Source organism: Streptomyces sp. NPDC090798 (genome assembly GCF_044768965.1).
GTDB lineage: Bacteria > Actinomycetota > Actinomycetes > Streptomycetales > Streptomycetaceae > Streptomyces.
The window spans coordinates 103,052-127,420 of sequence record NZ_JBIVXA010000002.1 but is presented as its reverse complement, the minus strand read 5'-3'; the positions used below and the strand labels follow the sequence as shown (position 1 = coordinate 127,420).

The 24,369-nt window shown below is 71.5% G+C and carries 27 protein-coding genes and 1 pseudogene; 20 read left to right on the top strand and 8 right to left on the bottom strand.

What is annotated here, in order from left to right; translation table 11 throughout:
* The first annotated feature begins 3 nt into the window (after positions 1 to 3).
* From ACIQTP_RS04815 to hypE, 13 genes are all read left to right on the top strand, one after another.
* Positions 4 to 1,788, top strand: coding sequence for a nickel-dependent hydrogenase large subunit (locus ACIQTP_RS04815; RefSeq protein WP_402033385.1), 1,785 nt, complete (start codon positions 4 to 6; stop codon positions 1,786 to 1,788).
* Positions 1,785 to 2,396: a hypothetical protein gene (locus ACIQTP_RS04810; protein WP_403396305.1), complete on the top strand. Its 612-nt coding sequence runs from the start codon at positions 1,785 to 1,787 to the stop codon at positions 2,394 to 2,396. The genes ACIQTP_RS04815 and ACIQTP_RS04810 overlap by 4 nt, the downstream gene beginning before the upstream one ends.
* Complete coding sequence (locus ACIQTP_RS04805) at positions 2,393 to 3,049, top strand: DUF5947 family protein (protein WP_403396303.1); 657 nt, start codon at positions 2,393 to 2,395, stop codon at positions 3,047 to 3,049. The genes ACIQTP_RS04810 and ACIQTP_RS04805 overlap by 4 nt, the downstream gene beginning before the upstream one ends.
* A complete protein-coding gene (locus ACIQTP_RS04800; protein ID WP_403396300.1) occupies positions 3,046 to 3,744 on the top strand; it encodes a DUF6084 family protein in 699 nt (232 codons plus the stop codon). Before ACIQTP_RS04805 ends, ACIQTP_RS04800 begins: the two co-directional genes overlap by 4 nt.
* Positions 3,741 to 5,189, top strand: a complete 1,449-nt coding sequence (locus ACIQTP_RS04795; RefSeq protein ID WP_403396298.1) for a hypothetical protein — start codon at positions 3,741 to 3,743, stop codon at positions 5,187 to 5,189. The genes ACIQTP_RS04800 and ACIQTP_RS04795 overlap by 4 nt, the downstream gene beginning before the upstream one ends.
* Positions 5,186 to 5,746: a hydrogenase maturation protease gene (locus ACIQTP_RS04790; protein ID WP_403396296.1), complete on the top strand. Its 561-nt coding sequence runs from the start codon at positions 5,186 to 5,188 to the stop codon at positions 5,744 to 5,746. The genes ACIQTP_RS04795 and ACIQTP_RS04790 overlap by 4 nt, the downstream gene beginning before the upstream one ends.
* 11 nt (positions 5,747 to 5,757) lie before the next feature.
* Positions 5,758 to 5,862 (top strand): DUF6893 family small protein, encoded by a 105-nt coding sequence (locus ACIQTP_RS04785; RefSeq protein WP_373306485.1) that lies wholly within the window; start codon positions 5,758 to 5,760, stop codon positions 5,860 to 5,862.
* Positions 5,863 to 6,027: 165 nt separating this feature from the next.
* Positions 6,028 to 6,423, top strand: coding sequence for a hydrogenase maturation nickel metallochaperone HypA (hypA, locus tag ACIQTP_RS04780; RefSeq protein ID WP_403396294.1), 396 nt, complete (start codon positions 6,028 to 6,030; stop codon positions 6,421 to 6,423).
* A 3-nt stretch (positions 6,424 to 6,426) separates the two neighbouring features.
* On the top strand, positions 6,427 to 7,290 hold the full coding sequence (gene hypB, locus ACIQTP_RS04775) for a hydrogenase nickel incorporation protein HypB (RefSeq protein ID WP_403396292.1): 864 nt from the start codon (positions 6,427 to 6,429) through the stop codon (positions 7,288 to 7,290).
* On the top strand, positions 7,287 to 9,887 hold the full coding sequence (gene hypF, locus ACIQTP_RS04770; protein ID WP_403396290.1) for a carbamoyltransferase HypF: 2,601 nt from the start codon (positions 7,287 to 7,289) through the stop codon (positions 9,885 to 9,887). The genes hypB and hypF overlap by 4 nt, the downstream gene beginning before the upstream one ends.
* 20 nt (positions 9,888 to 9,907) lie before the next feature.
* Positions 9,908 to 10,216: a HypC/HybG/HupF family hydrogenase formation chaperone gene (hypC, locus tag ACIQTP_RS04765; RefSeq protein ID WP_388122063.1), complete on the top strand. Its 309-nt coding sequence runs from the start codon at positions 9,908 to 9,910 to the stop codon at positions 10,214 to 10,216.
* On the top strand, positions 10,213 to 11,337 hold the full coding sequence (gene hypD, locus ACIQTP_RS04760) for a hydrogenase formation protein HypD (protein WP_403396288.1): 1,125 nt from the start codon (positions 10,213 to 10,215) through the stop codon (positions 11,335 to 11,337). The genes hypC and hypD overlap by 4 nt, the downstream gene beginning before the upstream one ends.
* Positions 11,330 to 12,418 carry a hydrogenase expression/formation protein HypE gene (gene hypE / locus ACIQTP_RS04755; RefSeq protein ID WP_403396286.1) on the top strand — a complete coding sequence of 363 codons (1,089 nt, stop codon included), beginning with the start codon at positions 11,330 to 11,332 and terminating at the stop codon, positions 12,416 to 12,418. Before hypD ends, hypE begins: the two co-directional genes overlap by 8 nt.
* A 290-nt stretch (positions 12,419 to 12,708) precedes the next feature.
* Here hypE and ACIQTP_RS04750 read toward each other — a convergent pair whose 3' ends face one another.
* Positions 12,709 to 13,503: a hypothetical protein gene (locus ACIQTP_RS04750; protein ID WP_403397253.1), complete on the bottom strand. Its 795-nt coding sequence runs from the start codon at positions 13,501 to 13,503 to the stop codon at positions 12,709 to 12,711.
* 159 nt (positions 13,504 to 13,662) lie between these two features.
* Here ACIQTP_RS04750 and ACIQTP_RS04745 point away from each other — a divergent pair, with 159 nt between their 5' ends.
* Positions 13,663 to 14,193, top strand: a complete 531-nt coding sequence (locus tag ACIQTP_RS04745) for a hypothetical protein (RefSeq protein WP_403397312.1) — start codon at positions 13,663 to 13,665, stop codon at positions 14,191 to 14,193.
* Between the two features lie 105 nt (positions 14,194 to 14,298).
* Here the strand turns inward: ACIQTP_RS04745 and ACIQTP_RS04740 are convergent.
* Positions 14,299 to 14,469, bottom strand: a pseudogene (locus ACIQTP_RS04740) (ferredoxin); the annotation flags it as partial.
* On the bottom strand, positions 14,466 to 14,696 hold the full coding sequence (locus ACIQTP_RS04735) for a hypothetical protein (protein ID WP_403396284.1): 231 nt from the start codon (positions 14,694 to 14,696) through the stop codon (positions 14,466 to 14,468). The gene ACIQTP_RS04735 and the pseudogene ACIQTP_RS04740, both read right to left, overlap by 4 nt.
* 665 nt (positions 14,697 to 15,361) lie before the next feature.
* On the opposite strand from ACIQTP_RS04735, the gene ACIQTP_RS04730 reads away from it, so the two are divergent.
* On the top strand, positions 15,362 to 16,156 hold the full coding sequence (locus ACIQTP_RS04730) for a SigB/SigF/SigG family RNA polymerase sigma factor (RefSeq protein ID WP_403396282.1): 795 nt from the start codon (positions 15,362 to 15,364) through the stop codon (positions 16,154 to 16,156).
* A gap of 142 nt (positions 16,157 to 16,298) precedes the next feature.
* Here ACIQTP_RS04730 and ACIQTP_RS04725 read toward each other — a convergent pair whose 3' ends face one another.
* From ACIQTP_RS04725 to ACIQTP_RS04715, 3 genes are all read right to left on the bottom strand, one after another.
* A complete protein-coding gene (locus ACIQTP_RS04725) occupies positions 16,299 to 16,730 on the bottom strand; it encodes an ANTAR domain-containing protein (RefSeq protein ID WP_403396280.1) in 432 nt (143 codons plus the stop codon).
* Positions 16,731 to 16,855: 125 nt separating this feature from the next.
* Positions 16,856 to 18,166: an FtsX-like permease family protein gene (locus ACIQTP_RS04720; RefSeq protein WP_403396278.1), complete on the bottom strand. Its 1,311-nt coding sequence runs from the start codon at positions 18,164 to 18,166 to the stop codon at positions 16,856 to 16,858.
* 3 nt (positions 18,167 to 18,169) lie between these two features.
* Positions 18,170 to 18,961, bottom strand: coding sequence for an ABC transporter ATP-binding protein (locus tag ACIQTP_RS04715; RefSeq protein ID WP_403396276.1), 792 nt, complete (start codon positions 18,959 to 18,961; stop codon positions 18,170 to 18,172).
* A 161-nt stretch (positions 18,962 to 19,122) separates the two neighbouring features.
* On the opposite strand from ACIQTP_RS04715, the gene ACIQTP_RS04710 reads away from it, so the two are divergent.
* From ACIQTP_RS04710 to ACIQTP_RS04700, 3 genes are read left to right on the top strand one after another with little or no spacing between them, the layout of a single operon-like run.
* Positions 19,123 to 19,803 carry an ABC transporter permease gene (locus ACIQTP_RS04710; protein WP_382117027.1) on the top strand — a complete coding sequence of 227 codons (681 nt, stop codon included), beginning with the start codon at positions 19,123 to 19,125 and terminating at the stop codon, positions 19,801 to 19,803.
* Complete coding sequence (locus ACIQTP_RS04705) at positions 19,800 to 20,471, top strand: ABC transporter permease (protein WP_402033349.1); 672 nt, start codon at positions 19,800 to 19,802, stop codon at positions 20,469 to 20,471. The genes ACIQTP_RS04710 and ACIQTP_RS04705 overlap by 4 nt, the downstream gene beginning before the upstream one ends.
* On the top strand, positions 20,468 to 21,415 hold the full coding sequence (locus tag ACIQTP_RS04700; RefSeq protein ID WP_403396273.1) for an ABC transporter substrate-binding protein: 948 nt from the start codon (positions 20,468 to 20,470) through the stop codon (positions 21,413 to 21,415). The genes ACIQTP_RS04705 and ACIQTP_RS04700 overlap by 4 nt, the downstream gene beginning before the upstream one ends.
* Here the strand turns inward: ACIQTP_RS04700 and ACIQTP_RS04695 are convergent.
* Entirely contained in the window at positions 21,388 to 21,633 is a 246-nt protein-coding gene (locus ACIQTP_RS04695; protein WP_403397251.1) for a DUF1206 domain-containing protein, read from the bottom strand. The two genes, ACIQTP_RS04700 and ACIQTP_RS04695, sit on opposite strands and share 28 nt — an antisense overlap.
* 217 nt (positions 21,634 to 21,850) lie before the next feature.
* Here ACIQTP_RS04695 and ACIQTP_RS04690 point away from each other — a divergent pair, with 217 nt between their 5' ends.
* Positions 21,851 to 22,381 (top strand): hypothetical protein, encoded by a 531-nt coding sequence (locus tag ACIQTP_RS04690; RefSeq protein WP_403396270.1) that lies wholly within the window; start codon positions 21,851 to 21,853, stop codon positions 22,379 to 22,381.
* Between the two features lie 114 nt (positions 22,382 to 22,495).
* A complete protein-coding gene (locus ACIQTP_RS04685) occupies positions 22,496 to 23,098 on the top strand; it encodes an RBBP9/YdeN family alpha/beta hydrolase (protein WP_403396268.1) in 603 nt (200 codons plus the stop codon).
* A gap of 107 nt (positions 23,099 to 23,205) precedes the next feature.
* Here the strand turns inward: ACIQTP_RS04685 and ACIQTP_RS04680 are convergent, their stop codons facing one another.
* Positions 23,206 to 24,360, bottom strand: coding sequence for an ABC transporter ATP-binding protein (locus ACIQTP_RS04680; RefSeq protein ID WP_403396266.1), 1,155 nt, complete (start codon positions 24,358 to 24,360; stop codon positions 23,206 to 23,208).
* Positions 24,361 to 24,369 lie beyond the last annotated feature (9 nt).

The following is a 24,369-nucleotide window of genomic DNA, read 5'->3' as shown; positions in this document are numbered from 1 at the left end:
ACGATGGCACCGAAGACGAAGGCGGCCGGCGACGGTAGCGGCCTGATGGAGATGGCCTGGGACCCGATCACGAGGATCGTGGGCAGCCTGGGAATCCACACGAAGATCGACTTCAAGCAGAAGCGGGTCGCGGAGTGCTACAGCACCTCGTCCGTCTTCCGCGGCTACAGCGTCTTCATGCGCGGCAAGGACCCCCGCGACGCGCACTTCATCACCAGCCGCATCTGCGGGATCTGCGGGGACAACCACGCCACCTGCTCGGTGTACGCGCAGAACATGGCGTACGGCGTGAAGCCCCCGCACCTCGGTGAGTGGATCATCAACCTCGGCGAGTCCGCGGAGTACATGTTCGACCACAACATCTTCCAGGAGAACCTGGTCGGGGTCGACTACTGCGAGAAGATGGTCAAGGAGACCAACCCGGGCGTCCTCGAACTCGCCGAGCGCACCGAGGCACCGCACGCAGCCGAGCACGGCTACCGCACGATCGCCGACATCATGCGGTCCCTCAACCCGCTCGAAGGCGAGTTCTACCGCGAGGCGCTCCAGGTGAGCCGCTACACCCGCGAGATGTTCTGCCTCATGGAGGGCCGCCATGTGCACCCCTCCACGCTCTACCCGGGGGGCGTCGGCACCATCGCCTCCGTCCAGCTCTTCACGGACTACCTCAGCCGTCTGATGCGCTACGTGGAGTTCATGAAGCGGGTCGTCCCCCTTCACGACGACCTGTTCGACTTCTTCTACGAGGCCCTGCCCGGGTACGAGGAAGTGGGACGCCGACGGGTGCTGCTCGGCTGCTGGGGCGCGCTCAACGACCCCGAGTACTGCGACTTCACCTACGCCAACATGACGGACTGGGGCCGGCGGATGTTCGTCACCCCCGGTGTGATCGTCGACGGCAAGCTCGTCACCAACGACCTCACCAAGATCAACCTCGGCATCCGCATCCTGCTGGGCAGTTCGTACTACGAGGACTGGCAGGGCCAGGAGCAGTTCGTCACCCACGACCCGCTCGGCAACCCCGTCGACCCGCGCCACCCGTGGAACCAGCACACCATCCCCGCCCCGCAGAAGCGGAACTTCGACGACAAGTACAGCTGGGTCATGTCGCCCCGCTGGTTCGACGGCAAGGACCACCTCGCCCTCGACACCGGCGGCGGCCCCATCGCCCGCCTGTGGTCCACCGCCCTGTCCGGTCTCGTCGACACGGGTTATGTGAAGGCGACCGGTCACAGCGTGGTCATCAACCTGCCGCGCACCATGACCAAGCCCGAGACCACCTTCGAGTGGAAGATCCCGCGCTGGAGCAACGCGCTGGAACGCAACCGCGCGCGCACCTACTTCCAGGCCTACACCGCCGCCGTCGCCCTGCACTTCGCGGAGAAGGCGCTGGAGGAGGTCCGCGCCGGACGCACCCAGACCTGGGAGAAGTTCGAGGTGCCCGACGAGAGCATCGGCGTCGGCTTCACCGAGGCGGTCCGCGGTGTGCTCTCCCACCACATGGTGATCCGCGACGGCAAGATCGCCAACTACCACCCGTACCCGCCGACCCCGTGGAACGCCAGCACCCGGGACACCTACGGCACGCCCGGCCCGTACGAGGACGCCGTGCAGAACACGCCGATCTTCGAGGAGAACTCCCCGGAGAACTTCAAGGGCATCGACATCATGCGTGCCGTCCGCAGCTTCGACCCCTGTCTGCCGTGCGGCGTGCACATGTACGTCGGTGGCGGCAAGACCGTCCAGAAGATGCACATGCCCACCGGCCTGAGCGGACTGGGCGGATGAGCGCGGGCACGACCGTCGACGCGACGAAGGCGCCACCGGCGGTCGACGCGGTGCGCACCGGGCAGCGGATCGAGGACGTACTCGACCGGCTCGCCACCACCGGTGACCCGGCCACCCGCGCGGCGGCCGAGGAACTCGTCCAGGCCCTCATGGACTTCTACGGGGCGGGCCTGGCCCGGATGCTCCACCTGCTGTCCACGCCCGTGGGCCGCAGAACCCCCGGTGATCCCCTGGCGGGGCTGCTCGGCGACGAACTGGTCGCGAGCCTCCTCGTCCTGCACGACCTGCACCCCGAGGACCGGACGACCCGTATCAACCGCGCGCTCGACAGCGTCCGCGACCACGAACTGGACGTCGTGGACTTCGACGAGGAGACGGGCACCCTCCGGCTGCGGGCGGCCGGAGGCGGCGGATGCGGCTGCGCGGCGAGCGGTACGACGGCCCAGCAGGCGGCCGAGGACGCGCTCGCCTGCTTCGCGCCGGAGGTCACGGCGGTCGAGGTACAGGCCGCCGGCCGCTCGGGGGAGCCCACGCTGCTCCAGATCGGCACCGGCCCCGGGACCCGCGCCGGCACCACCGCCCGCCCGGCCCCGGCGAAAGCCCCATGAGCGCGCCCCCGGCTCCCCGCCCGGCCACGCGCGGCTCCGGGCTGCGCCGGTTCCTGACCGGACGTGAACCGCGGCCGGAGCGGTGCGGACTGTGCGCGGTGGCGGTGGACGAGGCACGCCACCGCCACCTGGTGGACATCGAGCACCGGGCCATCGTCTGCGCCTGTACGTCCTGCGCCCTGCTGATGGAACAGCCGGGCGCCGCACGCGGCCGTTTCCGCGCGGTTCCGGACCGTTACCTCACCGACCCGGACCACCACCTCGACGAGGGTGCCTGGGAGGCGCTGCAGATCCCGGTCGGCGTCGCCTTCTTCTTCCGCAACGCCGCGCTCGACCGGCTGGTGGCCCTCTATCCGAGCCCCGCCGGGGCCACCGAGAGCGAGCTCGATCCGGCGACGTGGACCGCCGTCCTCGGCGACAGCCGCCTCGCCGAACTGCTCGAACCCGATGTGGAGGCGCTGCTGCTGCGCCGCCACGAGGGCCGCTGCGAGAGCTATCTCGTGCCCGTCGACATCTGCTACGAACTGGTCGGCCGGATGCGCCTGTTGTGGCAGGGCTTCGACGGCGGCGCCGAGGCCCGCGCCGCCCTCGACACCTTCTTCGAACACGTCGGGCGACGCGCCCGCCCCGTACGCGAGGAGGGCCCGGCGTGACGGAGTTCGCCTTCACCTGCACCGGCGTGCGCGCGGACCGGTTCGCCGCCGGACCGACCCTGGTCTTCCGGCTGCGCATCACCGCGACCGGCGACGAACCGGTCCACGCCATGGCCCTGCGCTGCCAGATCCGTATCGAGCCCGCCAGACGCGGCTACGAGACCGCGGAGGCCGAAGGGCTCGCCGACCTCTTCGGCGAGCGCTCGCGCTGGGGCAGCACCCTCCAGCCGGTGCAGTTCGCCCAGGTCTCCGTCATGGTCCCCGCCTTCACCGGGGAGACCGAGACGGACCTCGTCGTACCGTGCACATACGACATGGACATCGCCGCGACCCGCTACTTCACCGCGCTGACCAGCGGTGAGGTGCCGCTGCTGATGCTGTTCTCCGGCACGGCGTTCACCGGAGCGGGCGGCTTCCGCGTCGAACCCGTCCCATGGGACCGGGAGGCGGTCTTCCGGATGCCGGTGGCCACCTGGCGGGAGATGGTCGAACAGCACTTCCCCGGCTGCGGCTGGATCCGGCTGCCCCGCGACACCATGGACGCCCTGCTCGCCTTCCGCTCCCGACGGGCCCTGCCCTCCTGGGAAGCGACCGTGCGGGCCCTGCTCGACGAGAGCGGCGGGGCGGCTCCCGCACCACCCCGAAGATTCACTCTCACCGGCAGCACCAGCACCACCGGGAGGACCGCTCCGTGAGCGTGACCACGTTCGCCCCGGAGACCGAGGCCCGCCTCGCCCTCGCCCGGCAGGTGGCCGACGCCGTCCTCTTCGAGGGCTATGTGCTCTACCCGTACCGTGCCTCCGCGGCCAAGAACCGGCTGCGCTGGCAGTTCGGCGTGCTCGTCCCGCCCGCCTGGGGCGCCGACTGCGAGGAGTACGACTTCCAGCACACCGAATGCCTGATGGAACCCAAGGCGGACGCCACCCTCGCGGTCGAGCTGCGCTTCCTGCGCGCCCGGCGCCGCACGGTCCAACAGACGCGCCCGGACGGCGGCTTCGAGACGGTCTCCGAACTCCGGCTCGGCGACCGGACCCTGGTCCCCTGGGACGAGGGAACGGAGGAGCGCGTCGAGGCGGTCGTGCCCATCGACGAACTCCTGGGCGACGGTGTGCGGGTCCCCTTCGACCGCCCTGCGGGTGAGGACACCGAGCCCGTCCTCGACGAGTCCGGTCGTGTCGTCGGCCGAACGGTCCGCCGCTACGAGGAGACGAGCGGCGTACTCCGGTTGTCCGCGAGCGAACTCGACGGGCCCTACCGCGTGCTGCGGCTGACCGCGATCGTCGAGAACACCAGCACCTGGGCACCCCCGGACGGCACGGCGGCCGACCGGGACGCGGCCCTCCCGCGTTCCCTGGTCGCCACCCACCTCCTCATGGGGCTCAGCGCGGGGTCGTTCCTGTCGATGACGGATCCCCCCGAGTGGGCGAAGGGCGCGGTCGCGTCCTGCCGCAATCTGCACACCTGGCCGGTCCTTGCCGGCGAACCCGGGCGCGGAGACGTGGTGCTGTCCTCGCCGATCATCCTGGAGGACCACCCGGCGATCGCCCCGGAGAGCCCCGGGGCTCTGTACGACGCCACCGAGATCGACGAGATCCTCGCCCTGCGCACCGCCGCGCTCACCGACGAGGAGAAGCGCGAGGCCCGGGGCACCGACGACCGGGCGGCCGCCGTGATCGACCTGGCGGACACCATGCCGCCCGAGGTCCTGGAGCGCCTGCACGGGGCGGTACGCAGTCTGCGCGAGGTGACAGGAGCGGGCGAGGGCACGGGAACGGCGTCCGCTGCGGCCGCGGGCGGCTTCCCCGACGAGTTCGGCGTGCCGCGTCCCGACACCCCGTGGTGGGACCCGGCGAGCGACGCCGGCTTCGACCCGGGGCAGGACCGGATCGTCGTCGACGGCCGCTCGCTGGGCGCGGGAAGCCGGGTGCTGCTGCGGCCCGGCCTGCGCCGCACCGACGCACAGGACCTGTTCCTGGCGGGCCGTACGGCGAAGGTCGAGGCCGTGCTGCACGACGTGGACGGCGGAGTGCACCTGGCGGTGACGGTCGAGGACGATCCGGGCGCCGACATCCGCCGCGAACAGGGCCGCTTCCTCTACTTCCAGCCCGACGAGGTCGAACCGCTGGAGGACGAGGCATGAGCCTGCCCGTGGACCCACCCCGCCAGGAGCGCGGCAAGGTACTCGTCGCCGGGATCGGGAACATCTTCCTCGGGGACGACGGCTTCGGCGTGGAAACCGTGCGCGCGCTCACCGGGCGGCAACTGCCCCCGCACGTCGAGGCCGTGGACATCGGCGTACGGGGCGTGCACCTCGCGTACCAGGTCCTCGACGGCTACGACACCCTGATCCTGGTGGACGCCACCGCGCGCGGCGAGCACCCCGGCACCCTGTACGTCATCGAGTACGACAGCGCCGACGCGGGCGAGCCGCACGGCGTACCGCTCGACGGCCACCGGATGACCCCCGACACGGTGCTCGCGCTGCTGGGGACCCTCTGCGCCACAACCGGCGGGCAGCCGCCGCGCCGCACGCTGGTCGTGGGCTGCGAACCCGCCTCCGTCGAGGAGGGCATCGGGCTCAGCCCGCCGGTGTCGGCCGCCGTGCCGGAGGCCGTCCGGCTGATCGAAGAGTTGCTGCGGGCCGACGAACCGGGAGAGTCCGCGCCGCGGGCCACGGTCGGCGAAGCCGCGAAGTGAGGAGAGAAGTCATGATCAAGACCCTCGTCGGCGGCGCGCTGGCCGCCGCTTTCGCCGCCGTCCTCGTGCAGATCCTGCCCGACCTCAGACGCTACCTGCGGATCCGGAGCATGTGAGCCGACGCCCTTCCGGTCGTACGACCCTGCCACGCGCGCCGTGCCGTGCTGTTGCGGCGAACGGCGTACGCGGCCGGCCGGCGACGGCGTGCCGGTCCGCCGCCATCGGACGCCTCCCCTCTAATGAGGGGCGGCGGACGCCCTGCCCGAGACGGAGACCGATCGATGCACGAGATGTCCCTCGCGATGGCGGTGATCGGCCAGGTGGAAGAGGCGGCGCAGCGGGCCGGTGATGTCACGGCCGTACGCTCGGTGCGGCTTCAGGTGGGCGAGCTGGCCGGTGTCGTACCCGACGCCCTCTCCTTCTGCTTCGAACTGGCCTGCGCCGGAACAGTGCTGGAAGGCGCCGAACTGGTCACCGAAGCCGTGCCGGGACGCGCCCGCTGCGCACCCTGCGCGCACGAATGGGCCGTCGGCATGCCACCCGTGCTGACCTGCCCGCGGTGCGGCGGAGCCACCACAGAGCTGCTGGCGGGCCGGGAACTCCAGATCCTCAGCGTGCAGTGGCAGGACGGCCCGACGCACGCACACCCCCGCGAACCGATCTCCGAGGAGCGCTGAACCATGTGCCGTGTGGTCGACCTGCAGCAGGCCGTCCTGGCCAAGAACGACGAGACCGCGCACACCCTGCGCGCCGGCCTTGCGGCCCGCGGCACCACGGTCGTCAATCTGCTCTCCAGCCCCGGCAGCGGCAAGACCGCCCTGCTGGAACGGGAACTGGGGCTCGCGCGCGAGCGGTCCGTGCCCGTCGCGGCGCTCACCGCGGACCTCGCCACCGAGAACGACGCGGAGCGGCTGGCCCGCTCGGGCGTCCCGGTCAAACAGGTCCTCACGGACGGGCTGTGCCACCTGGAGGCCGGGATGCTCGGCCGCCACCTGGAGGGCTGGCTGCCCGACGACACCCGGCTGCTGTTCGTCGAGAACGTCGGCAACCTCGTCTGCCCTGCCTCCTACGACCTCGGAGAGACCCTGAGAGTCGTGCTCGCCTCCGTGACCGAGGGCGAGGACAAGCCGCTCAAGTACCCCACCGCCTTCGGCCTCGCGCACCTGGTGGTGGTCACCAAGACCGACATCGCCGAGGCCGTCGAGTTCGACGAGGCGGCGTTCCGCGCGAACGTCCAGCGGGTCAACCCCGGAGTGGACGTACTGCTGACCTCGGCCCGCCGGGACCGGGGCGTCGGCGCCCTGCTCGACCGGGCGCTGGCGGCCGCGGACGGCGTCCCGCTCCACGAGCCCGTCATGGCACGCCGACCTGACGGCGCCTCACACACCGGCCATCACCACCACGGCCATGACCACCAGCACGACCATGACCACCAGCACGACCCTGAGCATCGGCAAGGCCATGAGCATCAGCAAGGCCGTGAGCACCCTCAGGGCCACGAGCACCCGCACGGCACCGGCGCCATGGCGCGCTCCCACTCGTGAGCGGTCCGCCCTCCCCGGCCGCCGTCGCCGACGGGACACCGCTGCGCCGGCGGGTCACCGTACGGGGTGTGGTGCAGGGCGTCGGCTTCCGCCCGTACGTCTACACCCTCGCCACCGGCCTCGAACTGTCCGGCCATGTCACCAACACCCCCGAGGGCGTCATCGCGGAGGTCGAGGGCGCCCCCTCGGCCGTCGCCCGGTTCTGCGACCGCATCGCCGCCCAGGCACCGCCGCTGGCCCGCGTGGACTCCGTGCACCACGACGACGTACCCGTCACCGGTGACGCCGCGTTCACCATCCTCGCCTCCCGCACCGGCGGACCGGCGGGCACCCTGATCCCGCCGGACACGGCCACCTGCGCCGAGTGCCTGCGCGAACTCGCCGATCCCGCCGACCGGCGCCACCGCCACCCCTTCATCAACTGCACGCACTGCGGCCCCCGGTTCACCATCGTCACCGGTCTGCCCTACGACCGCTCCCACACGACCATGGCCGGCTTCCCGATGTGCTCCGACTGCGCCCGCGAGTACGCCGATCCGGCCGACCGGCGCTTCCACGCGCAACCCGTCGCCTGCCCGGCCTGCGGCCCACGACTGCGGCTGCTCGTCCCCCGACCGGACGTGAGCGGCCCTCCGGAGCCCGTCGCCGGAGCGGACCCGGTCGCCGAGGCCCGCCGGCTCCTGGCGGCCGGCGCGATCCTCGCGGTCAAGGGCCTCGGCGGCTACCACCTGGCCTGCGACGCCACGAACCCCGAAGCCGTCGCCCTGCTGCGCCGCCGCAAGGCCCGAGGGGACAAACCCTTCGCCGTCATGGCCCGGAGCCTCGACGACCTCTGGCACCTCGTACGGATCGGCGCCGAGGAGCGGAGCCTGCTCGCCGGCGTCACCCGGCCCATCGTGCTGCTGCGCCGCCGCAGGGAGGTACCCGTGGCAGGGGCACCGCGGCCCGCCGACTCCGTCGCGCCCGGCAGCCCCGACCTCGGCGTCATGCTGCCGTACACCCCCCTGCACCACCTGCTGTTCGGACTGCCCGGTGACCCCGACGGGCCCCCGCTCCTCGTCATGACCAGCGGCAACGTGTCCGGTGAGCCGATCGTCACGGACGACGGGGAGGCGCTGGAGCGGCTGGCGGGGCTGGCCGACGGCTGGCTCACCCACGACCGGCCGATCCATGTGCCGTGTGACGACTCCGTGGTGCGCGTGTGCGACGGCGAGTTGTTGCCGCTGCGCCGCGCGCGCGGCCATGCGCCCCTGCCGCTGACCCTTCCGGTCCCGGTGCGCCCGGCCCTCGCCGTCGGCGGGGACCTCAAGAACGTGCTCTGCCTCGGCGAGGGCCGCCGGGCCTGGCTGTCCGCCCACATCGGCGACATGGACGACCTCGCCACCCAGCACGCATTCGAACGCGCCGTGGGCCAACTGGAGTCCATCACCCCCGTACGCCCCGAACTGCTCGCGGCCGACCGGCACCCCGCATACCGCTCGGCGCGCTGGGCCGACCGGAACGCGGCGGGCCGGCCCGTCGTACGCGTCCAGCACCACCACGCCCATGTCGCCGCCGCGATGGCCGAACACGGGCTGGACGGCAGCCGGCCGGTGATCGGGGTCGCCTTCGACGGCACGGGCTACGGCGACGACGGGGCGGTGTGGGGCGGGGAGATCCTGCTCGCCGACTACGACGGCTTCACCCGGTTCGGGCACCTCGCGTATGTGCCGCTGCCCGGCGGTGACGCGGCGGTGCGACGGCCGTACCGGATGGCGCTCGCGCATCTGCGCGCGGCGGGGATCGACTGGTCGGACGGGCTGGCCTGTGTGAGCGCCTGCCCGCCCGACGAACGGCGCGTGCTGGAGCGGCAGTTGGAGCGCGACCTGAACTGCGTCCCGACCTCCAGCATGGGCCGCCTCTTCGACGCGGTGTCCTCCCTCGCGGGCGTCTGCCACGCGGCCGGCTACGAGGCCCAGGCGGCGATGGAGCTGGAGGCGGCCGCGTTGAAGGCTCCCGCCGGGGACCCTGTCGCATATGAGTTCGTCCTACGGCCGGCAGAACTGACCGACGTCCCGCCACCGGCGGGCACCGGCCCGGAGCCGGGCGACGGCCCGCCACGGGCGGCCGGTGTTCCCGGGCCGGGCGGTGGTGCGCCATGGGCGGCGGCCGGGCCCGCACCGGGCTGCCGTTCGCTGCCCGCGGACATGGGCTCCGCGCCGGGCGGCGGCGGACATGCACCCGGTCCGCGCGGCCGGGTGGATCCGGATCCGGGTCCCGTTCTCGCGGATGCCGCACCTGTGCTCGCGGCGATCGTCGAGGACCTGCGCGCGGGTGCCGGACCGGCCGTCGTCGCGGCACGCTTCCATCGGGCCGTCGCCGGGCTCGTGCACCGCGTCTGTGTGCTGGCGCGTGAACGGCACGCGGTGGAGACAGTGGCCCTGACGGGCGGGGTGTTCGCCAACTCCCTGCTGTCCTCCGCCTGCGCGGCGGCCCTGGGCGCGGACGGGTTCACGGTCCTGCGCCACCACCTGGTCCCCCCGGGCGACGGCGGTCTGGCCCTCGGGCAGCTCGTGGTGGCCGCGCGCGCCGAGGGCCGTACCCGAGCCAACGACTGACCAACAGCGAGGAGAGGCCCATGTGCCTGGCGGTACCCGGCAGAGTGCTGGACATCGAGGAACGGGACGGCACCCGGATGGCCAACGTCGACTTCGGCGGTGTGGTCAAGGAGGTGTGCCTGGAGTACCTGCCCGACCTCCAGGTCGGCGAGTACGCCATCGTGCACGTCGGATTCGCCCTGCAGCGCCTCGACGAGGAGTCGGCGAAGCAGACGCTCGAACTGTTCGCGACCCTCGGCCTGTTGCAGGAGGAGTTCGGCGACCCCTGGGAGATGGCCGCGGAGGCGGGCGAGACCCTGCCGTCCGCGGGAGAGGAGGCGCGGAAGTGAAGTACATCGACGAGTTCCAGGACCCCGACCTGGCACGTCGGCTGCTCGACGACATCCACTCCACGGTGACCAGGCCATGGGCGCTGATGGAGGTCTGCGGCGGACAGACGCACACCATCATCCGCCACGGCATCGACCAACTCCTGCCGGATCAGGTCGAGTTGATCCATGGACCGGGGTGTCCGGTGTGTGTGACCCCGTTGGAGGTCATCGACAAGGCGCTGGAGATCGCCTCCCGGCCCGGGGTGATCTTCTGTTCCTTCGGCGACATGCTCCGTGTGCCCGGCACGGGACGGGACCTGTTCCAGGTGCGGGGCGCGGGCGGCGACGTGCGCGTCGTGTACTCGCCGCTCGACGCCCTGCGGATCGCCCAGCAGAACCCCGACCGCGAGGTCGTCTTCTTCGGCATCGGCTTCGAGACGACCGCGCCGCCCAACGCGATGACGGTGTATCAGGCCCGCAAGCTCGGCATCCCGAACTTCAGCCTGCTGGTGTCCCACGTCCGCGTACCGCCCGCCATCGAGGCGATCATGCAGTCACCGACCTGCCGCGTCCAGGGCTTCCTGGCGGCCGGGCACGTGTGCAGCGTGATGGGAGTGGGGGAGTACCCGGAACTGGCGGAGCGCTTCCGGGTACCGATCGTCGTGACCGGATTCGAACCCCTGGACATCCTCGAAGGCGTACGCCGGACCGTGGCTCAGCTGGAGCGCGGCGAACACACCGTCGACAACGCCTACCCCCGTGCCGTCCGCCCGGAAGGGAACCCTGCCGCACGGGCCATGCTGGAGGATGTCTTCGAAGTCACCGACCGGGCCTGGCGCGGCATCGGGGTGATCCCCGACAGCGGCTGGCGGCTGTCCCCGAAGTACCGGGATTACGACGCCGAGTACCGTTTCTCGGTCGATGGCATCCAGACCCGCGAACCGGCCGCCTGCCGCAGCGGCGAGGTCCTGCAGGGCCTGCTCAAGCCGCACGAGTGCGAGGCGTTCGGCACGCTCTGCACCCCCCGCACCCCGCTCGGCGCCACCATGGTCTCCAGCGAGGGCGCCTGCGCCGCGTACTACCTGTACCGGCGCCTGGACCTCACCCCCGCGCCCCGGGAGGCGACCCCCGTTGTCTGAGACCACCGGCACCACCGAACTCCGTACGCCCGTACTCGACCCCGCCGCCTGGACCTGTCCGGCCCCGCTGCGCGACCAACCGCGGATCGTCATGGGCCACGGGGGAGGCGGAGCGCTGTCCGCCGAACTCGTCCAGCACGTCTTCGCGCCCGCCTTCGGCGGCGATGTGCTCGCACAGATGGGCGACGCGGCGGCACTCTCGCTGGGCGGTGTCCGGATGGCCTTCTCCACCGACTCCTTCGTGGTGCGGCCACTGTTCTTCCCCGGCGGCAGCATCGGTGACCTTGCCGTCAACGGCACCGTCAACGACCTCGCCATGAGCGGCGCCCGGGCTGCCTACCTCTCCTGCGGCTTCATCCTGGAGGAGGGCGTCGAGATGGAGACCGTCGCCCGCGTCGCCGCGGCGCTCGGCACGGCGGCGCGGACCGCGGGCGTCGAGGTCGCGACCGGCGACACCAAGGTGGTGGAGGCCGGGCACGGCGACGGGATCTTCATCAACACGGCCGGTATCGGACTCATCCCGGCGGGCGTCGACCTGCGTCCGCAGCGGGTCGTGCCCGGCGATGTCGTGATGGTCAGCGGCGCGATGGGCGTGCACGGCGTGGCGATCATGAGTGTGCGTGAGGGCCTGGAGTTCGGGGTGGAGATCGAGAGCGACTGCGCGGCGCTCGGTGGTCTGGTCGACGCCATGCTCGCCGTCACCCCGGATCTGCATGTGCTGCGCGATCCCACCCGGGGCGGGCTGGCCGCCGCCCTGAACGAGATCGCGGCGGCCTCGGGCACCGGCGTCGTCATCCGGGAGCGTGACGTCCCGGTCCCGCCGGCCGTCGCCAACGCCTGCGCCGTCCTGGGCCTCGACCCGATGTACGTGGCCAACGAGGGCAAGCTGGTGGCGTTCGTGCCCCGGGAGCACGCCGACGCCGTCCTGGACACCATGCGGGCGCACCCGCTGGGTACCGAGTCCAGGATCATCGGCGAGGTCGTGGACGCCCATCCGGGCATGGTGGTGGCACGTACCGGGCTGGGCGGCACCCGGGTGGTCGACCTGCCGATCGGGGAACAGCTGCCGAGGATCTGCTGACGCGTGGCGGGAGCGCGGTGCGGGCGTCAGGTGGTGCCCCCCCGGTGGATGTGGTCGTGGTGGGTGTCGTCCGAGAAGAACTGATTGCCCGACCGCCCGCCAGCAGCACCGGCCGGCCGCTGTGCGACGGCGGCGGGGAGTGACGCTGCGGCGGTACCGGGGCGCGGCGGGTGGAGGGCCGTGGCGGTCCACCGGGGCCGCGCCCGGGACAGTCGTACGTCGACGGAGGTGCCGCCCGTGTGCCTCCTCACCCGGGCGACCCCGTCGGTCACACCCGCACGGCCGGTGTCCTACGCGAGACGTTCGGCGTCTGCGACGTCGTTGCGGGACACGGCCAGGTAGCCGACGAAGCCGATGATGGCGACGGTCCAGGACAGGGTGACCGGTCCCAGCCCGAGGTCGAGGCCGCCGCGGGCGTGGCTCAGGGCCATCCAGTCGGCGACCGAGGCGCCGAGCGGGCGGGTGATGACGTACGCGGTCCAGAAGGCGGCCACCGCGTTGAGGGCGCCCCACTTGTGCATGACGGCAGGGACGGCGATGGCGACGGCGTACAGCACGGCCGAACCGAGGTAGCCGAGGCCGACCGTGGCGGAGAGGTCACCGGCGGCGGTGCCGAGCGCGAAGGTGGCCAGCACGGTGGCCCAGTAGAAGAGCTCGCGGCGGCGGGTGTGGATGCTGTGGATGGAGAGGGTCTTCTCGCTGGCGTACCAGACGGCGAACACGGCTGCCAGCGCGGCCATGAAGAAGGGGGTGGAGATCGTGTACGGGACGCCCAGGCCGACGTGCAGGACGTCCGCGGCCATGGTGCCGAACACGCTGACCATCACGATCGCCGTCCAGTAGATCCAGGCGACGTAGCGACGGGCCTTGAGCTGGACGGAGAGCGCCACCACGAGGGCCAGCCCGCCGAGGCCGACGGCGGGGATCGGCCCCAGCTTCTTGGCGAGCAGGTCCGAGGCGGTCTCACCCATGCCGGTGGTCAGCACCTTGATCACCCAGAAGTAGACGGTGACTTCCGGAACCTTGCTCGCCAGATGGGCGGGGCCGGCGGCGCGACGACGGCGGGTGAGGTGCTCTGTGCTCATGCCCGCACGATGACATGGCGAACAGCGCTGGCCACAGGGGTCTTTGCCATTGCTTTGGTGCTTCTGGTGCAGGAGTTGCCAGGGCCCGCGAGGGGCCTGAACACAACCTGAACACCCACGCCGCAACCCCCGGATCCATTGGGAAACGGCACGCATCCGATGGTACGAAGAAAGGTCGTCGAGGGCCTGGCCGGGCTCGCCGCACGCGTCGGCGAACTGGGCACCCTGCGCGCCGTCGCCCACGCCGCGGGCATCTCGCCCACCGTGGCCGACTGGCGTCGCGTGTTCACCGTCGACCTCGTCGGGACCGCGCTGCCGGCCCGGACGCTCCGCCCGCTCGCCACCGAGGGCACGGCCCTGGTGTGCTTCGCGTCGATGGCCCCGCCGCTCGGCGGCACCGACCCCGATCCGGCGTCGACGCGGTGCTGGACGAGCCGCTCGACGAGCGGTTCCTCGACCGCGTCCAGGAGGCCGTCGGGCCGGGCATCGAGGACACCGGCATCGCGTACGCGTGGACCAAGCGCGGGGTGCAGGAGTGTCGATCCGCCCCGGGGACACCGAGCAGATACGAGCGCCGAGCGGCCCGATACGCACCGCCTCGCGCTGGACGAAGCGGTCCTCAGCGGGATCGACCTCCTGGTGGACGGCGGTCTGTGCGCCGCCGTCCGGACACGAGCCGGCCGCACGTGAGTTCGTACAAGTGCACGTGAGGCCCGGCGCGGCTCGCCGACTTCGGCTTCCGCGAGGTCGTCCACACGCCGCGCGGGCCACAACCGGCCACTCCACCGTGATCGCGCGCTCGGGGCAACTGCCCATCGCCGTACGCACGGTGTTCTCGAACTCGGCGGGTACTTCCGGCGTGCGCACCACCGCGTAGCCGTCGTCGGTCAGGTCGAACACCTCGGGGCAGAGCGACCAGCAGACCCCGTGTCCCCGGCAGCGGTCCTCGTCGACCTTCGCCTTCACCGCGCCGACTCCGCGGCGAGGGTGAACTCGACGTTCAGGTTGGTCAGACCGCGCAGGATGTACGTCGGAATGTAGCCGTACCGGCGCTCGCCCTCGGGGCCGTGCACGCGCTCGGGGAGCCTGATGTCGGCCGTGCGGTCGAGGAGCCGCTCGATGGCCACCCGGCCCTCGGCGCGGGCCAGCGGCGCACCGGGGCGCCACTCGGGCGAGAACTGTATTCTCCGCATTGAGTATCAGATTTCCATGGCGCGGCTGCCCCGTCAACCCGTGTCGCGGTGGGGTGAGGGGTGTGCAGGCCGCCGGGGACCGGTGCCGCGCGGACGGCAACACCCCGGCCGGTCATCCGAATTGGGCATGTCGGCAGCGCGCCCCGCTATTGCGGTGCACCTGCCCTGAAGCCGGTCCCGAAGCCCGTCCTGAAGCCCGTCCGGCGCGCCGGCTCGTCACCTGTGCCGGCGTGTCCAGCCCCTGTACCGGCGTGCCCCGCCTCGGATGCGCATCGGGAATCCGGCGCCGAAATCGCTCGTTCGCGCGGCGCATCGCATGGTGAATTGCCGGGCGGCGGGTGTGGAGATCGCGCGGAGATCACGCCGTGAATTCACTGCGTACGGATGTCGTACGGATGGCGTACGAATAGGGATTCGCGGCCGGTTCGTGACGCTCCAGAATCGTCCCCTCGCCCGGCGTCACGTTCTTTGGGTGATCCTCCGGGGATTGTTCCCGGATAGTTTGGCTGACCGATATGGGGGAATTGTCACCTCAGTGCTTCGGACAGGAGGCACGTCCGTGGGAGCTGGTTCGCCAGATCGCCGGTGTCTCCCGTCCGGTTCTTTGTGCTCGCCCTCCCATGGGGACTGCCCCGTCGGCAACCCCTGAGGGAGTTGTGAGCACCATGCGCATGACATCCGGCACCAAGAGACACCCCCACGACGACGCCCCCGACACCGCCGCGGCCTTCGTCCGCCTCGCCGACCTGCCCGCAGGGCCCGAGCGGGAGGCGCTGCGCGAGGAGATCATCCGGTCCTGGCTGCCCATGTCGGAACGTGTCGCCGGCCGCTACCGGGGCAAAGGTGAGTCCGTCGAGGACCTCAACCAGGTCGCCGCGCTCGGCCTCGTCAAGGCCGTCGACCGCTACGACCCCGAGCTCGGCAACGCCTTCGAGAGCTACGCCGTCCCCACCATCACCGGCGAGATCAAACGCCACTTCCGCGACCACATGTGGACCCTGCACGTCCCGCGCCGCGTCCAGGACGTACGCAACAGGGTCCGCTCGGCCCTCAAGGACCTGTCACAGACGATGCAGGGCCAGCGGCCCACCGTCGCCGAGATCGCCGCGTACGCGCACCTGAGCGAGGACGAGGTGCGCACCGGTCTCGAGGCCCTGGACAGCTTCTCCGCCCTCTCCCTGGACGCCGAACTGCCCGGCGGGGACGACGGCTACGCGCTCAACGACGCGCTGGGCGCGCCCGACGCCGGATTCGACCTGGTCATCGACCGCGAGTCGGTGAAACCGGCCCTATGCGAGCTCCCCGAGCGCGAACGGACCATCCTCTACCTGCGCTTCTTCCAGGGCATGACGCAGAGCTGCATCGCCGATCAGCTCGGCATCTCCCAGATGCACGTCTCCCGCCTCCTCAGCGACTGCTGCGCCACCCTGCGCGAACAGGTGCTCGCCGATGCGGCCTAGGCGGTGTCCGGGCGGTTTCGGGGTGGAACACCCGGCCGCCCGGGGGGTTGCCCCGTCCGGGCGGTCGGAGGCGAGCTCACTGCCGAACCCTCCCGGGAGCGGTTGGCCAGCGGGCCACCTCTCTCTGAACTACCTGGGTGGATCAGATCCAAACAAATTCCGCGGCTACGGCGCGGGGGGACCGTCGGGGATTTGCGCGGGCCCGTACTTGTCGAGCGTGTCCTCCAGAGCCGCGCGAATATCGGGCGGCAGATCTCCCTGCCGCCCCCAGACGGGGCGGCAGATCTCCCTGCCGCCCCCAGACGAGAATAATTTCCGCGAGAGTGCGCAGTTTGATGTTCGTGTGCTGCGAGACTTCCCGGAGGACGGCCCAGCCCTGGTCGGGTGACACCCGGCCGAGGGCGACCACCATGCCGATGGCCTGGTCCACCGTGGCGTGCGAGGTGACGGCCTCCTTCAGCTGGTCGACCTCTTCCCGCAGCTCGACGATCCGGTCCGCCGTGTCGGAGGCGGAGGCCGACTCCTGCGGGGCGTCGCACGGTTCGGCGCTTCCCGAACGGGCGTCTGACGTCATCGTCCCCTCCGAGGCCTGGATCCTGGCGGCGGAAACCGTCGTCCTTCGAGTCCATCGTGGCCACTCGGCCGGACAGGTGCCAGTGCATACCGCCCCGACAGACGGACCCACAGTCCGCCGCCCGCTCACGCGACCAGGGTCACCGCCGCCACGGCCGGCGTCCGCAGGGTGCGGCGGGCCGTGAACAGGACGGTCCCCAAGGTCACTGCCGCCGCGACCGCGACGACGGCGAGCCAGATGCCAGGTCCCTGGCCCGGCCACGGGGAGTCCGTGCGCACGGCGCTGAACGCGAGGACCCCGGCGAGCCCGGCAAGGGTGCCGAAGAAGACGCCCGTCACCGTCAGGATCACACCCTCGGCGCCGACCACCCCGAGCACCTGGCCCGGCGTCGCGCCCGCCAGCCGCTGCTGCCCGAACTCCCGGCCACGGTAAGTCGTCGCCGCGTACAGGGAGTTGACCAGCATGACGCAGCAGAAGACCACGATGATCCCGACGACCGTGAGGTTGAGCGTCTCGAGGTTCTTCGCGTCCACCGACTTGGGGACACCGGAGGCCTTGATCGCGTCGCTCTCGACCGCCTGCATGGTCAGCGTCGCCGACGCCATGCAGGTGAAGAGGATCAGCGGCATCAGGACACCGGACATCTCCGCGGCACGCCGACGCAGGTTCCGTACGGCCAGGTACCCGCTCGGGCCCGCCAGGGGCAGCCGTTCGAGCAGACCCTCCAGCAGCCGCGGCGCCAGCAGCGCGCACCCCACGGACAGCAGGATCGCCCCGTACGCCGGAGGCGCCATCAGCGCGGCGTCCTCGGCCGAGAACGCGAAGGTGGAACAGACCGCCGCACCACCGGTGAGCAGAGCCGCGTACGCGAGGAACGTCCGTGCCCGACCCCGGGGGCGACGGCGGAGCGTCACCCGCCGCACCGCGAGAAACGCCGCGCCCGCCGCCGCCGGCACCGTGATGCCGACGCCCGACCCGAGGGCGACGGGACCGAAGGAGTAGTCGACGGACCGGGCGACCTGGCCGGTGTCCTGGAAGACGCCCAGCAGGGCGCGTCCGCCGAGCATCGCCGGACCGATCGCCAGTACCGCGCCCACCAGCGCGATTGCCACCGCCTCACCCACGACCATCCACCTGATCTGCGCGGGAGTCGCTCCGGAGCACCTGAGCAGCTCCATTTCGGTGCCGCGCTGACGGACGTTCACCGTCAGGGTCGAGGCGATCGCGAAGAACACCAGCAGGGTGCCGTAGCCGCCGACGACGCCCGCCGCGGTGGACAGCGAACCGGCGCTCACCGAGTCCACGCCCGGCTGCGCGGCCGTGTCGTGCAGGGAGTTGAAGGTCATGACGATCGCCGCGCCGAGGAAGGCGGACAGCAGGGTCGCCGTGGCGCGCCCGGGGCGCTGCCGGAGGGAACGCAGGGCCAGAGCGAACACGGCTCACACCCCCACGCTCGTGTCGTCGCCGAGGTGCGCAAGCCGCTCCGCCACGGCGTCCGCCGTCGGCGCGTGCAGATGGCCGGCCATCCGCCCGTCCGCGAGGAACACGACCGCGTCGGCGTACGAGGCGGCGAGGGGGTCGTGCGTCACCATGACGACCGTCCTGCCGTGCACCCGTACCGCCTCCTGAAGCAGCCGCAGCACATCCCGTGCGCTGCGGCTGTCGAGGGCGCCGGTCGGCTCGTCCGCGAAGATCAACCGAGGCTCGGCGACCAACGCCCGGGCGATCGCCACCCGCTGCTGCTGCCCGCCGGAGAGCTGGTCCGGCAGGCTGCCGAGCCGGTCGCCCAGACCGACCGCCGTCAGGACCTCCCGCACCCCGGCCCGGTCGACGCGCCGCCCGGCGAGTTTCAGCGGCAGGATCGTGTTCTGAGCGACGGTCAGCGTCGGAAGCAGGTTGTACTGCTGGAAGACGAAACCGATCCGGCCGCGCCGGAACTTCGTCAGCTCGGCCTCACCGCCGCCCGTCATCTCCACTCCGTCGACCCGCACGATGCCGCTGTCGGGCCGCTCCAGCCCGGCCGCGCACCGCAACAGCGTGGACTTGCCCGACCCCGAGGGCCCCATGACCGCGGTGAAGCTGCCCCGCGCCAGGCCGAGACTCACCCCGTCCAGCGCGGTCACCGCGCTCTCCCCGGCGCCGTAGGTCTTGCCGACCTTGACCAGCCGCAGCGCCTCCTGAGCGGGTTCCGATTCGTTCGTACGTCGCGAGGTGCGGCGAAACATCGTCATCACTCTCCGTCCGGCACGCCCTGTGCCTCGCTCACGACGCTACGGAGCGAACGCTCGGCCCACATGGGGCGCAGAACCCGTATCGCGGGGTGTACCCAGTGACACCCCGTACGGGTCACCAGAACGCGCCGACTCCCGCCCGCCCCCGATGGAATGGACGCGTGACCGCGCCCCCGGACGACTGTCTCGCCCGCAACGAGTGGATCTGCGGTGAGTATCTGAGCACGCGCCGCCAGATCCTCCTGGACGCGGTCGTCCAGCACCTCCAGCTCACGGTCGTCTCCGTGCTCGTCGGACTCGTCATCGCGGTGCCGCTTGCCGTCCTGGCCCGTCGGTGGGGCTGGGCGGCCGGACCCGTCCTCGCGGTGACCACGATCCTCTACACCATCCCGTCCCTCGCGATGTTCTCGCTGCTCCTGCCCGTGTACGGGCTGTCGGCCACGCTGGTCGTCTCCGGACTCGTCCTCTACTCGCTGACCCTCCTCGTCCGGAATATCCTCGCGGGCCTGCGCGCCGTCCCCGAGGAGACCCGGCAGGCCGCCCGCGGCATGGGATACGGGCCCATTCGCCTCCTGCTCACCGTGGAACTGCCGCTCGCGGTGCCCGCCTCGATGGCCGGACTGCGCATCGCCACCGTCTCGGCGGTCTCCCTGGTGACGGTCGGCGCGATCGTCGGTTTCGGGGGACTCGGCAACCTCATCTACGCGGGCATGAACACCTACTTCAAGGCGCAGGTCCTCACCGCGTCCGTACTCTGCGTCGTCATCGCCGTCGCCGCGGACCTCCTCCTGCTCGCGGTGCAGCGGCTCATCACCCCCTGGACCCGGGCGGCCCGCGGATGAACACCCTGACCGGGGCCTGGGACTGGCTCAGCGACCCCGCGCACTGGTCCGGGGACGACGGCGTCTGGCACCGCCTCGCCCAGCACCTCGTCCTGACCGTCGTCTGTCTCGTCATCAGCTGCCTCATCGCGCTGCCCGTCGCCCTCGTCCTGGGCCACCTCGGCAAGGGCGGCGCGCTCGCCGTCAACATCTCCAACATCGGCCGCGCCGTCCCCACCTTCGCGGTACTGGTCCTCCTGCTGCTCACCCCGCTCGGCAAGTGGGGCGAGGGTCCGACCGTCGTCGCGCTGGTCCTCTTCGCCGTACCGCCGCTGCTCACCAACGCCTACGTCGGGATGCGCGAGGTCGACCGGAGCGTGGTGAGCTCGGCGCGCGGCATGGGGATGACCGGGCGACAGATGCTGTTTCACGTGGAACTGCCCCTTTCGCTCCCGATGGTCATGAACGGCGTACGGATCGCCGCGGTCCAACTCGTCGCGACCGCCACGATCGCCGCGCTCGCGGGCGGCGGCGGACTCGGCCGGATCATCACCGCGGGCTTCAACCTGGCGAGCACCCCGCAGGTCGTCGCCGGCGCGATCCTCGTCGCCGTGTTCGCCCTGTGCGTCGAGGGGGTCTTCGAGATCGCCGAACGGCTGGCACCGCGCTGGGCGAGGGGCATCGGATGAGGCGAGTCGGCGCCCCGCTGAGCCTGGTTCTGCTGAGCCTGGTCCTGCTGACCGGCTGCGGCACCGGCCCGTCCCTGGAGAACCGCGGCGCGGTCACCGCGCCGCCCGGCGACAGCAAGCACCTGACCATCGGCTCGGCCGGGTTCACCGAGAGCGACCTGCTGGCCCAGATGTACGCGCTGCTGCTCGGCCAGGCCGGATACAAGACCTCGATGCTGACGGTCGCCAACCGCGAACTCTACGAACCCGCCCTGGAGTCCGGCCAGATCGACGTCGTACCGGAGTACGCGGCCACCTTCGCGGACTGGCTGAACGCCAAGACCCACGGTGCGGGCGCGCCGGCCGTCGGCTCACCCGACCTCGCCACCACGATGAAGGCGCTCCGGTCGCTCGCCGCGCCACGCGGCCTCACCGTCCTGGACCCGGGCAGGGCCGTCGACCAGAACGCCTTCGCGGTGACGGCGGCGTACGCCCGGCAGCATCACCTGAAGACTCTCAGCGACCTCGGCGCGTCCCGTCTTCCGGTACGGCTCGCGGCGGGCGACGAGTGCGTCCAGCGGCCCTACTGCGAACCCGGGTTGAAGAGGACGTACGGCATCGACATCACCGGCGTCGACCCGAAGGGCGTGGGCACCACCCAGGCGAAGCGGGCCGTGCAGAGCGGCCAGGACCAGATGGTCCTGACCACGACGACGGACGCGACGCTCGACGAGTTCGGCCTCGTCCTCCTCGCCGACGACAAACACCTGCAGAACGCCGACTACATCGTCCCGGTCGTCAACCGCTCGCGCGCCGGCAGCGAGGGCGTCACCAAGGCACTCGGCAAGCTCAACGACGTACTCACCACCGCGGACCTGGCATCGATGAACCAGCAGGTGGACAGCTGGCGACGGCTGCCCGAGGACGTGGCGCGGACCTATCTGAAGGACAAGGGCCTGCTCTGAAGAACAAGGGCCTGCTCTGAATCGACGCCCTCAGACTCGGCGTCTTGTGGGTATTTGCGCAACACGGCCCGCCCGCCGATCAGCAGGACCGTGCCGAAGGGCTGCCGCGCGATCTCCGCGACGGCACCGTCGCGGTCCGCCCGGTTCTTACCGTCCCCGAAGGCGATCCGCAGCGCCGGCCCACCGACCAGCAGGTAGATCACGTCCCGTGCGCTCAGCCCCGCCCGGGCGGGAGTGGCCAGATTGCGGTGTTCCGATGCCGGATGAGGCCTTCCTCCCTGCCTATGGCTCGCTACGCTTCAAGTAGGGGCTTCGCCACGGGGGGTTCACATGGCCAGTGCGGGATTCCGGTACGAGGACGAGCGCCGTCACGAGGAGCCGAGGACGCCGACTGGGAGGCTGTGGCCGGCTGAAGGGTTACCTGAAAGGCCGGGCGTGCTCCCGTTCATCGACTACCGCGACTACGAGTCCCTGCTGCACCTGGCTCGTGAGCCGCGTCCCCAGCAGGTCAGCCCCCTGCGTCCCGACGAGCCGACCACTCCGTTGGTCTATGTCTTCGGCCCGATCACCGACAGCCAGGTGGCGATCAACTCCCAAGGAAATGTGACCCGGAATCGGACCGACGCACGGCCCGAGCAGCTCTACCGGGCGCACTTCCAGCCTGCCCTGCGTGCCGACCCCGTACAGGTGGTGGAAACCCTACGGGTCGAGGCCGATCGGCTGGGGCTGGACCTCTACACGCGGTATGTCATCCGGCAGGCCGCAGCGGTGATCAAGGTGGAGCTGGCCCGCCCCCCGATCAACAAGGCACGTGTCCGCAAGGCCGTCGAGGAGATCCTCGCCTGCCTGGCCCGGCAGCCCGGCGGCGCCCCGCTCACCGCCCGTCTGTCGGCCCTGGCCGCCCGCCTGGATGCTGTCCTCGGCAACGCGGCGGAAGAGAACCCCGCTTCAGGAGGCGTTCGTTGACGGACGTGCGCCCCGCTCGCCGCGGGCGCGGGAGCGGCCGAGCCGGCACACGCCGTACTCGTCGACCTGCAGAACGCTTGCCCTGAATCCGCCCCTCGCGGCCGATACTGAAGGGTGACTTCGAACTCGCGTTCCTTCCTCATCCTGCACGGCTGGCAGAACCACCGCCCCGTGGACCACTGGGAGCACTGGCTGGCGAACGAGTTGACCGCCCGCGGCCACGCCGTCACCTACCCGCAACTCCCGGACCCCGACCACCCGGACCTGGTCGTGTGGCTCGACCGGCTCCACGCCCACCTCGACGCCCTGGGACACGAGCACGAACGGGTGGTCGTCTGCCACAGCCTCGCCGTCCCGCTGTGGCTGCACGCGGCGGCCCGCGGCCGGGCCCGCGCCGATCGGGTTCTACTCGTCGCGCCGCCGTCCGACGAGGTCATGGCCGGTTACGAGGACATCGCCGGGTTCGTCGGTCCCGGCGCCACCGCCGCGCACCTGCGCACCGCCGCCCCCGTGACCCGGCTCGTGGCCGCCGACGACGACCCGTACTGCCCGGGCGGCGCGGCCAAGGAGTACGGCATACCTCTCGACCTCGACACCGACGTCATCCAGGGCGGCGCCCACCTGGACCTCGACGCGGGCTACGGCTCCTGGCCGTCGGTCCTGGCCTGGTGCCTGACCCCCGAGGTACGCCTCTCGGCCCGACCCACGAAGGCCTGACGGGCGCGCGCCCCAGAGGGGCGCGGGGAACCGCGCGCCCGGCCACAACGGCTCCGCAGCCAAAAAGGACCCGCACCCCACGGCCCCAACCCAACCCAGCGGAGCGCTCACGCATCGGAGACCGAGTCGAACGACACCTGCCCCCGCCGCACCCCCCGCGCATCCGCGTCCACCGACCGCCGCAGCGCCTCGTGCAGTTTCGCCGGGGTGAGTACGCCGAGGAAGCGGGCCCCGTCCAGTACCGCGACCCAGCCCGCGTCGTGCTGGAGCATCACACCGAAGGCCTGCTTCAGCGGGGCACCCACCGGGACCCATGAGTTCATTCGGTGGGCGCGGTCGCCGACGAAGCCGCCCGCCGCCAACTCGTCGACGCCCACCCACCCGTGCAGATCGTCCTGCGCGTCGAGGACGACCGCCCATCGCGCGCCCTGCGCGTGCAAGCGGGCGACCGCCGTCCCGGCGGCCTCGTCCAGGCGGGCGACGGGCGGCTGGTCCAGGTCGTCGGGCTCGATGTCGGTGACCGACAGCCGCTTCAGCCCGCGGTCGGCGCCGACGAACTCGGCGACGTAGGGGGTGGCCGGGGTGCCCAGCACGGCCCCCGGCGTGTCGAACTGCTCGATGCGGCCCTGCCCGTACACCGCGATGCGGTCGCCGAGCCGCACCGCCTCCTCGATGTCGTGCGTGACCAGCAGCACCGTCTTGCGCACGGCCTCCTGCATGCGCAGAAACTCGTCCTGCAACTGTTCCCGGACCACCGGGTCGACGGCCCCGAAGGGCTCGTCCATGAGCAGTACGGGTGGATCGGCGGCGAGCGCCCGGGCCACCCCGACCCGCTGGCGCTGGCCGCCCGACAACTGTTCCGGATAGCGCGAGCCGTACGTCTTCGGGTCCAGGCCCACCAGATCGAGCAGCTCCGCCGCGCGCGTGCGGGCCTTCGCCTTCTTCCAGCCGATGAGCGTCGGCACGGTCGCCGTGTTGTCGAGGATCGTCCGGTGCGGGAACAGGCCCACCTGCTGGATGACGTACCCGATACGCCTCCGCAGCCGCACCGGGTCGACCGTGGCGATGTCCTCGCCGTTCACGAAGATCCGGCCCGAGGTCGGTTCGATCAGCCGGTTCACCATCATCATGGTCGTCGTCTTACCGCAGCCCGACGGGCCGACGAGCGTGACGAGTTCGCCCTCCGCGACCTCGAACGAGAGGCCGTCCACCGCCGTCGTGCCGTCCGGATAGCGCTTGGTGACCTGTTCGAACCGGATCATCCCCTCACG

Excerpts from the sequence above, each read along its gene's own strand:
- ACIQTP_RS04680 (WP_403396266.1), bottom strand. The coding sequence starts at position 24,360 with ATGATCCGGTTCGAACAGGTCACCAAGCGCTATCCGGACGGCACGACG.
- hypA (WP_403396294.1), top strand. The coding sequence starts at position 6,028 with ATGCACGAGATGTCCCTCGCGATGGCGGTGATCGGCCAGGTGGAAGAG.
- ACIQTP_RS04810 (WP_403396305.1), top strand. The coding sequence starts at position 1,785 with ATGAGCGCGGGCACGACCGTCGACGCGACGAAGGCGCCACCGGCGGTC.
- ACIQTP_RS04715 (WP_403396276.1), bottom strand. The coding sequence starts at position 18,961 with ATGACGATGTTTCGCCGCACCTCGCGACGTACGAACGAATCGGAACCC.
- ACIQTP_RS04705 (WP_402033349.1), top strand. The coding sequence starts at position 19,800 with ATGAACACCCTGACCGGGGCCTGGGACTGGCTCAGCGACCCCGCGCAC.
- ACIQTP_RS04725 (WP_403396280.1), bottom strand. The coding sequence starts at position 16,730 with ATGACGTCAGACGCCCGTTCGGGAAGCGCCGAACCGTGCGACGCCCCG.
- ACIQTP_RS04745 (WP_403397312.1), top strand. The coding sequence starts at position 13,663 with ATGGTACGAAGAAAGGTCGTCGAGGGCCTGGCCGGGCTCGCCGCACGC.
- hypC (WP_388122063.1), top strand. The coding sequence starts at position 9,908 with ATGTGCCTGGCGGTACCCGGCAGAGTGCTGGACATCGAGGAACGGGAC.
- hypB (WP_403396292.1), top strand. The coding sequence starts at position 6,427 with ATGTGCCGTGTGGTCGACCTGCAGCAGGCCGTCCTGGCCAAGAACGAC.
- ACIQTP_RS04815 (WP_402033385.1), top strand. The coding sequence starts at position 4 with ATGGCACCGAAGACGAAGGCGGCCGGCGACGGTAGCGGCCTGATGGAG.
- ACIQTP_RS04730 (WP_403396282.1), top strand. The coding sequence starts at position 15,362 with ATGCGCATGACATCCGGCACCAAGAGACACCCCCACGACGACGCCCCC.
- ACIQTP_RS04700 (WP_403396273.1), top strand. The coding sequence starts at position 20,468 with ATGAGGCGAGTCGGCGCCCCGCTGAGCCTGGTTCTGCTGAGCCTGGTC.
- ACIQTP_RS04735 (WP_403396284.1), bottom strand. The coding sequence starts at position 14,696 with ATGCGGAGAATACAGTTCTCGCCCGAGTGGCGCCCCGGTGCGCCGCTG.
- ACIQTP_RS04785 (WP_373306485.1), top strand. The coding sequence starts at position 5,758 with ATGATCAAGACCCTCGTCGGCGGCGCGCTGGCCGCCGCTTTCGCCGCC.
- ACIQTP_RS04790 (WP_403396296.1), top strand. The coding sequence starts at position 5,186 with ATGAGCCTGCCCGTGGACCCACCCCGCCAGGAGCGCGGCAAGGTACTC.
- ACIQTP_RS04805 (WP_403396303.1), top strand. The coding sequence starts at position 2,393 with ATGAGCGCGCCCCCGGCTCCCCGCCCGGCCACGCGCGGCTCCGGGCTG.
- ACIQTP_RS04750 (WP_403397253.1), bottom strand. The coding sequence starts at position 13,503 with ATGAGCACAGAGCACCTCACCCGCCGTCGTCGCGCCGCCGGCCCCGCC.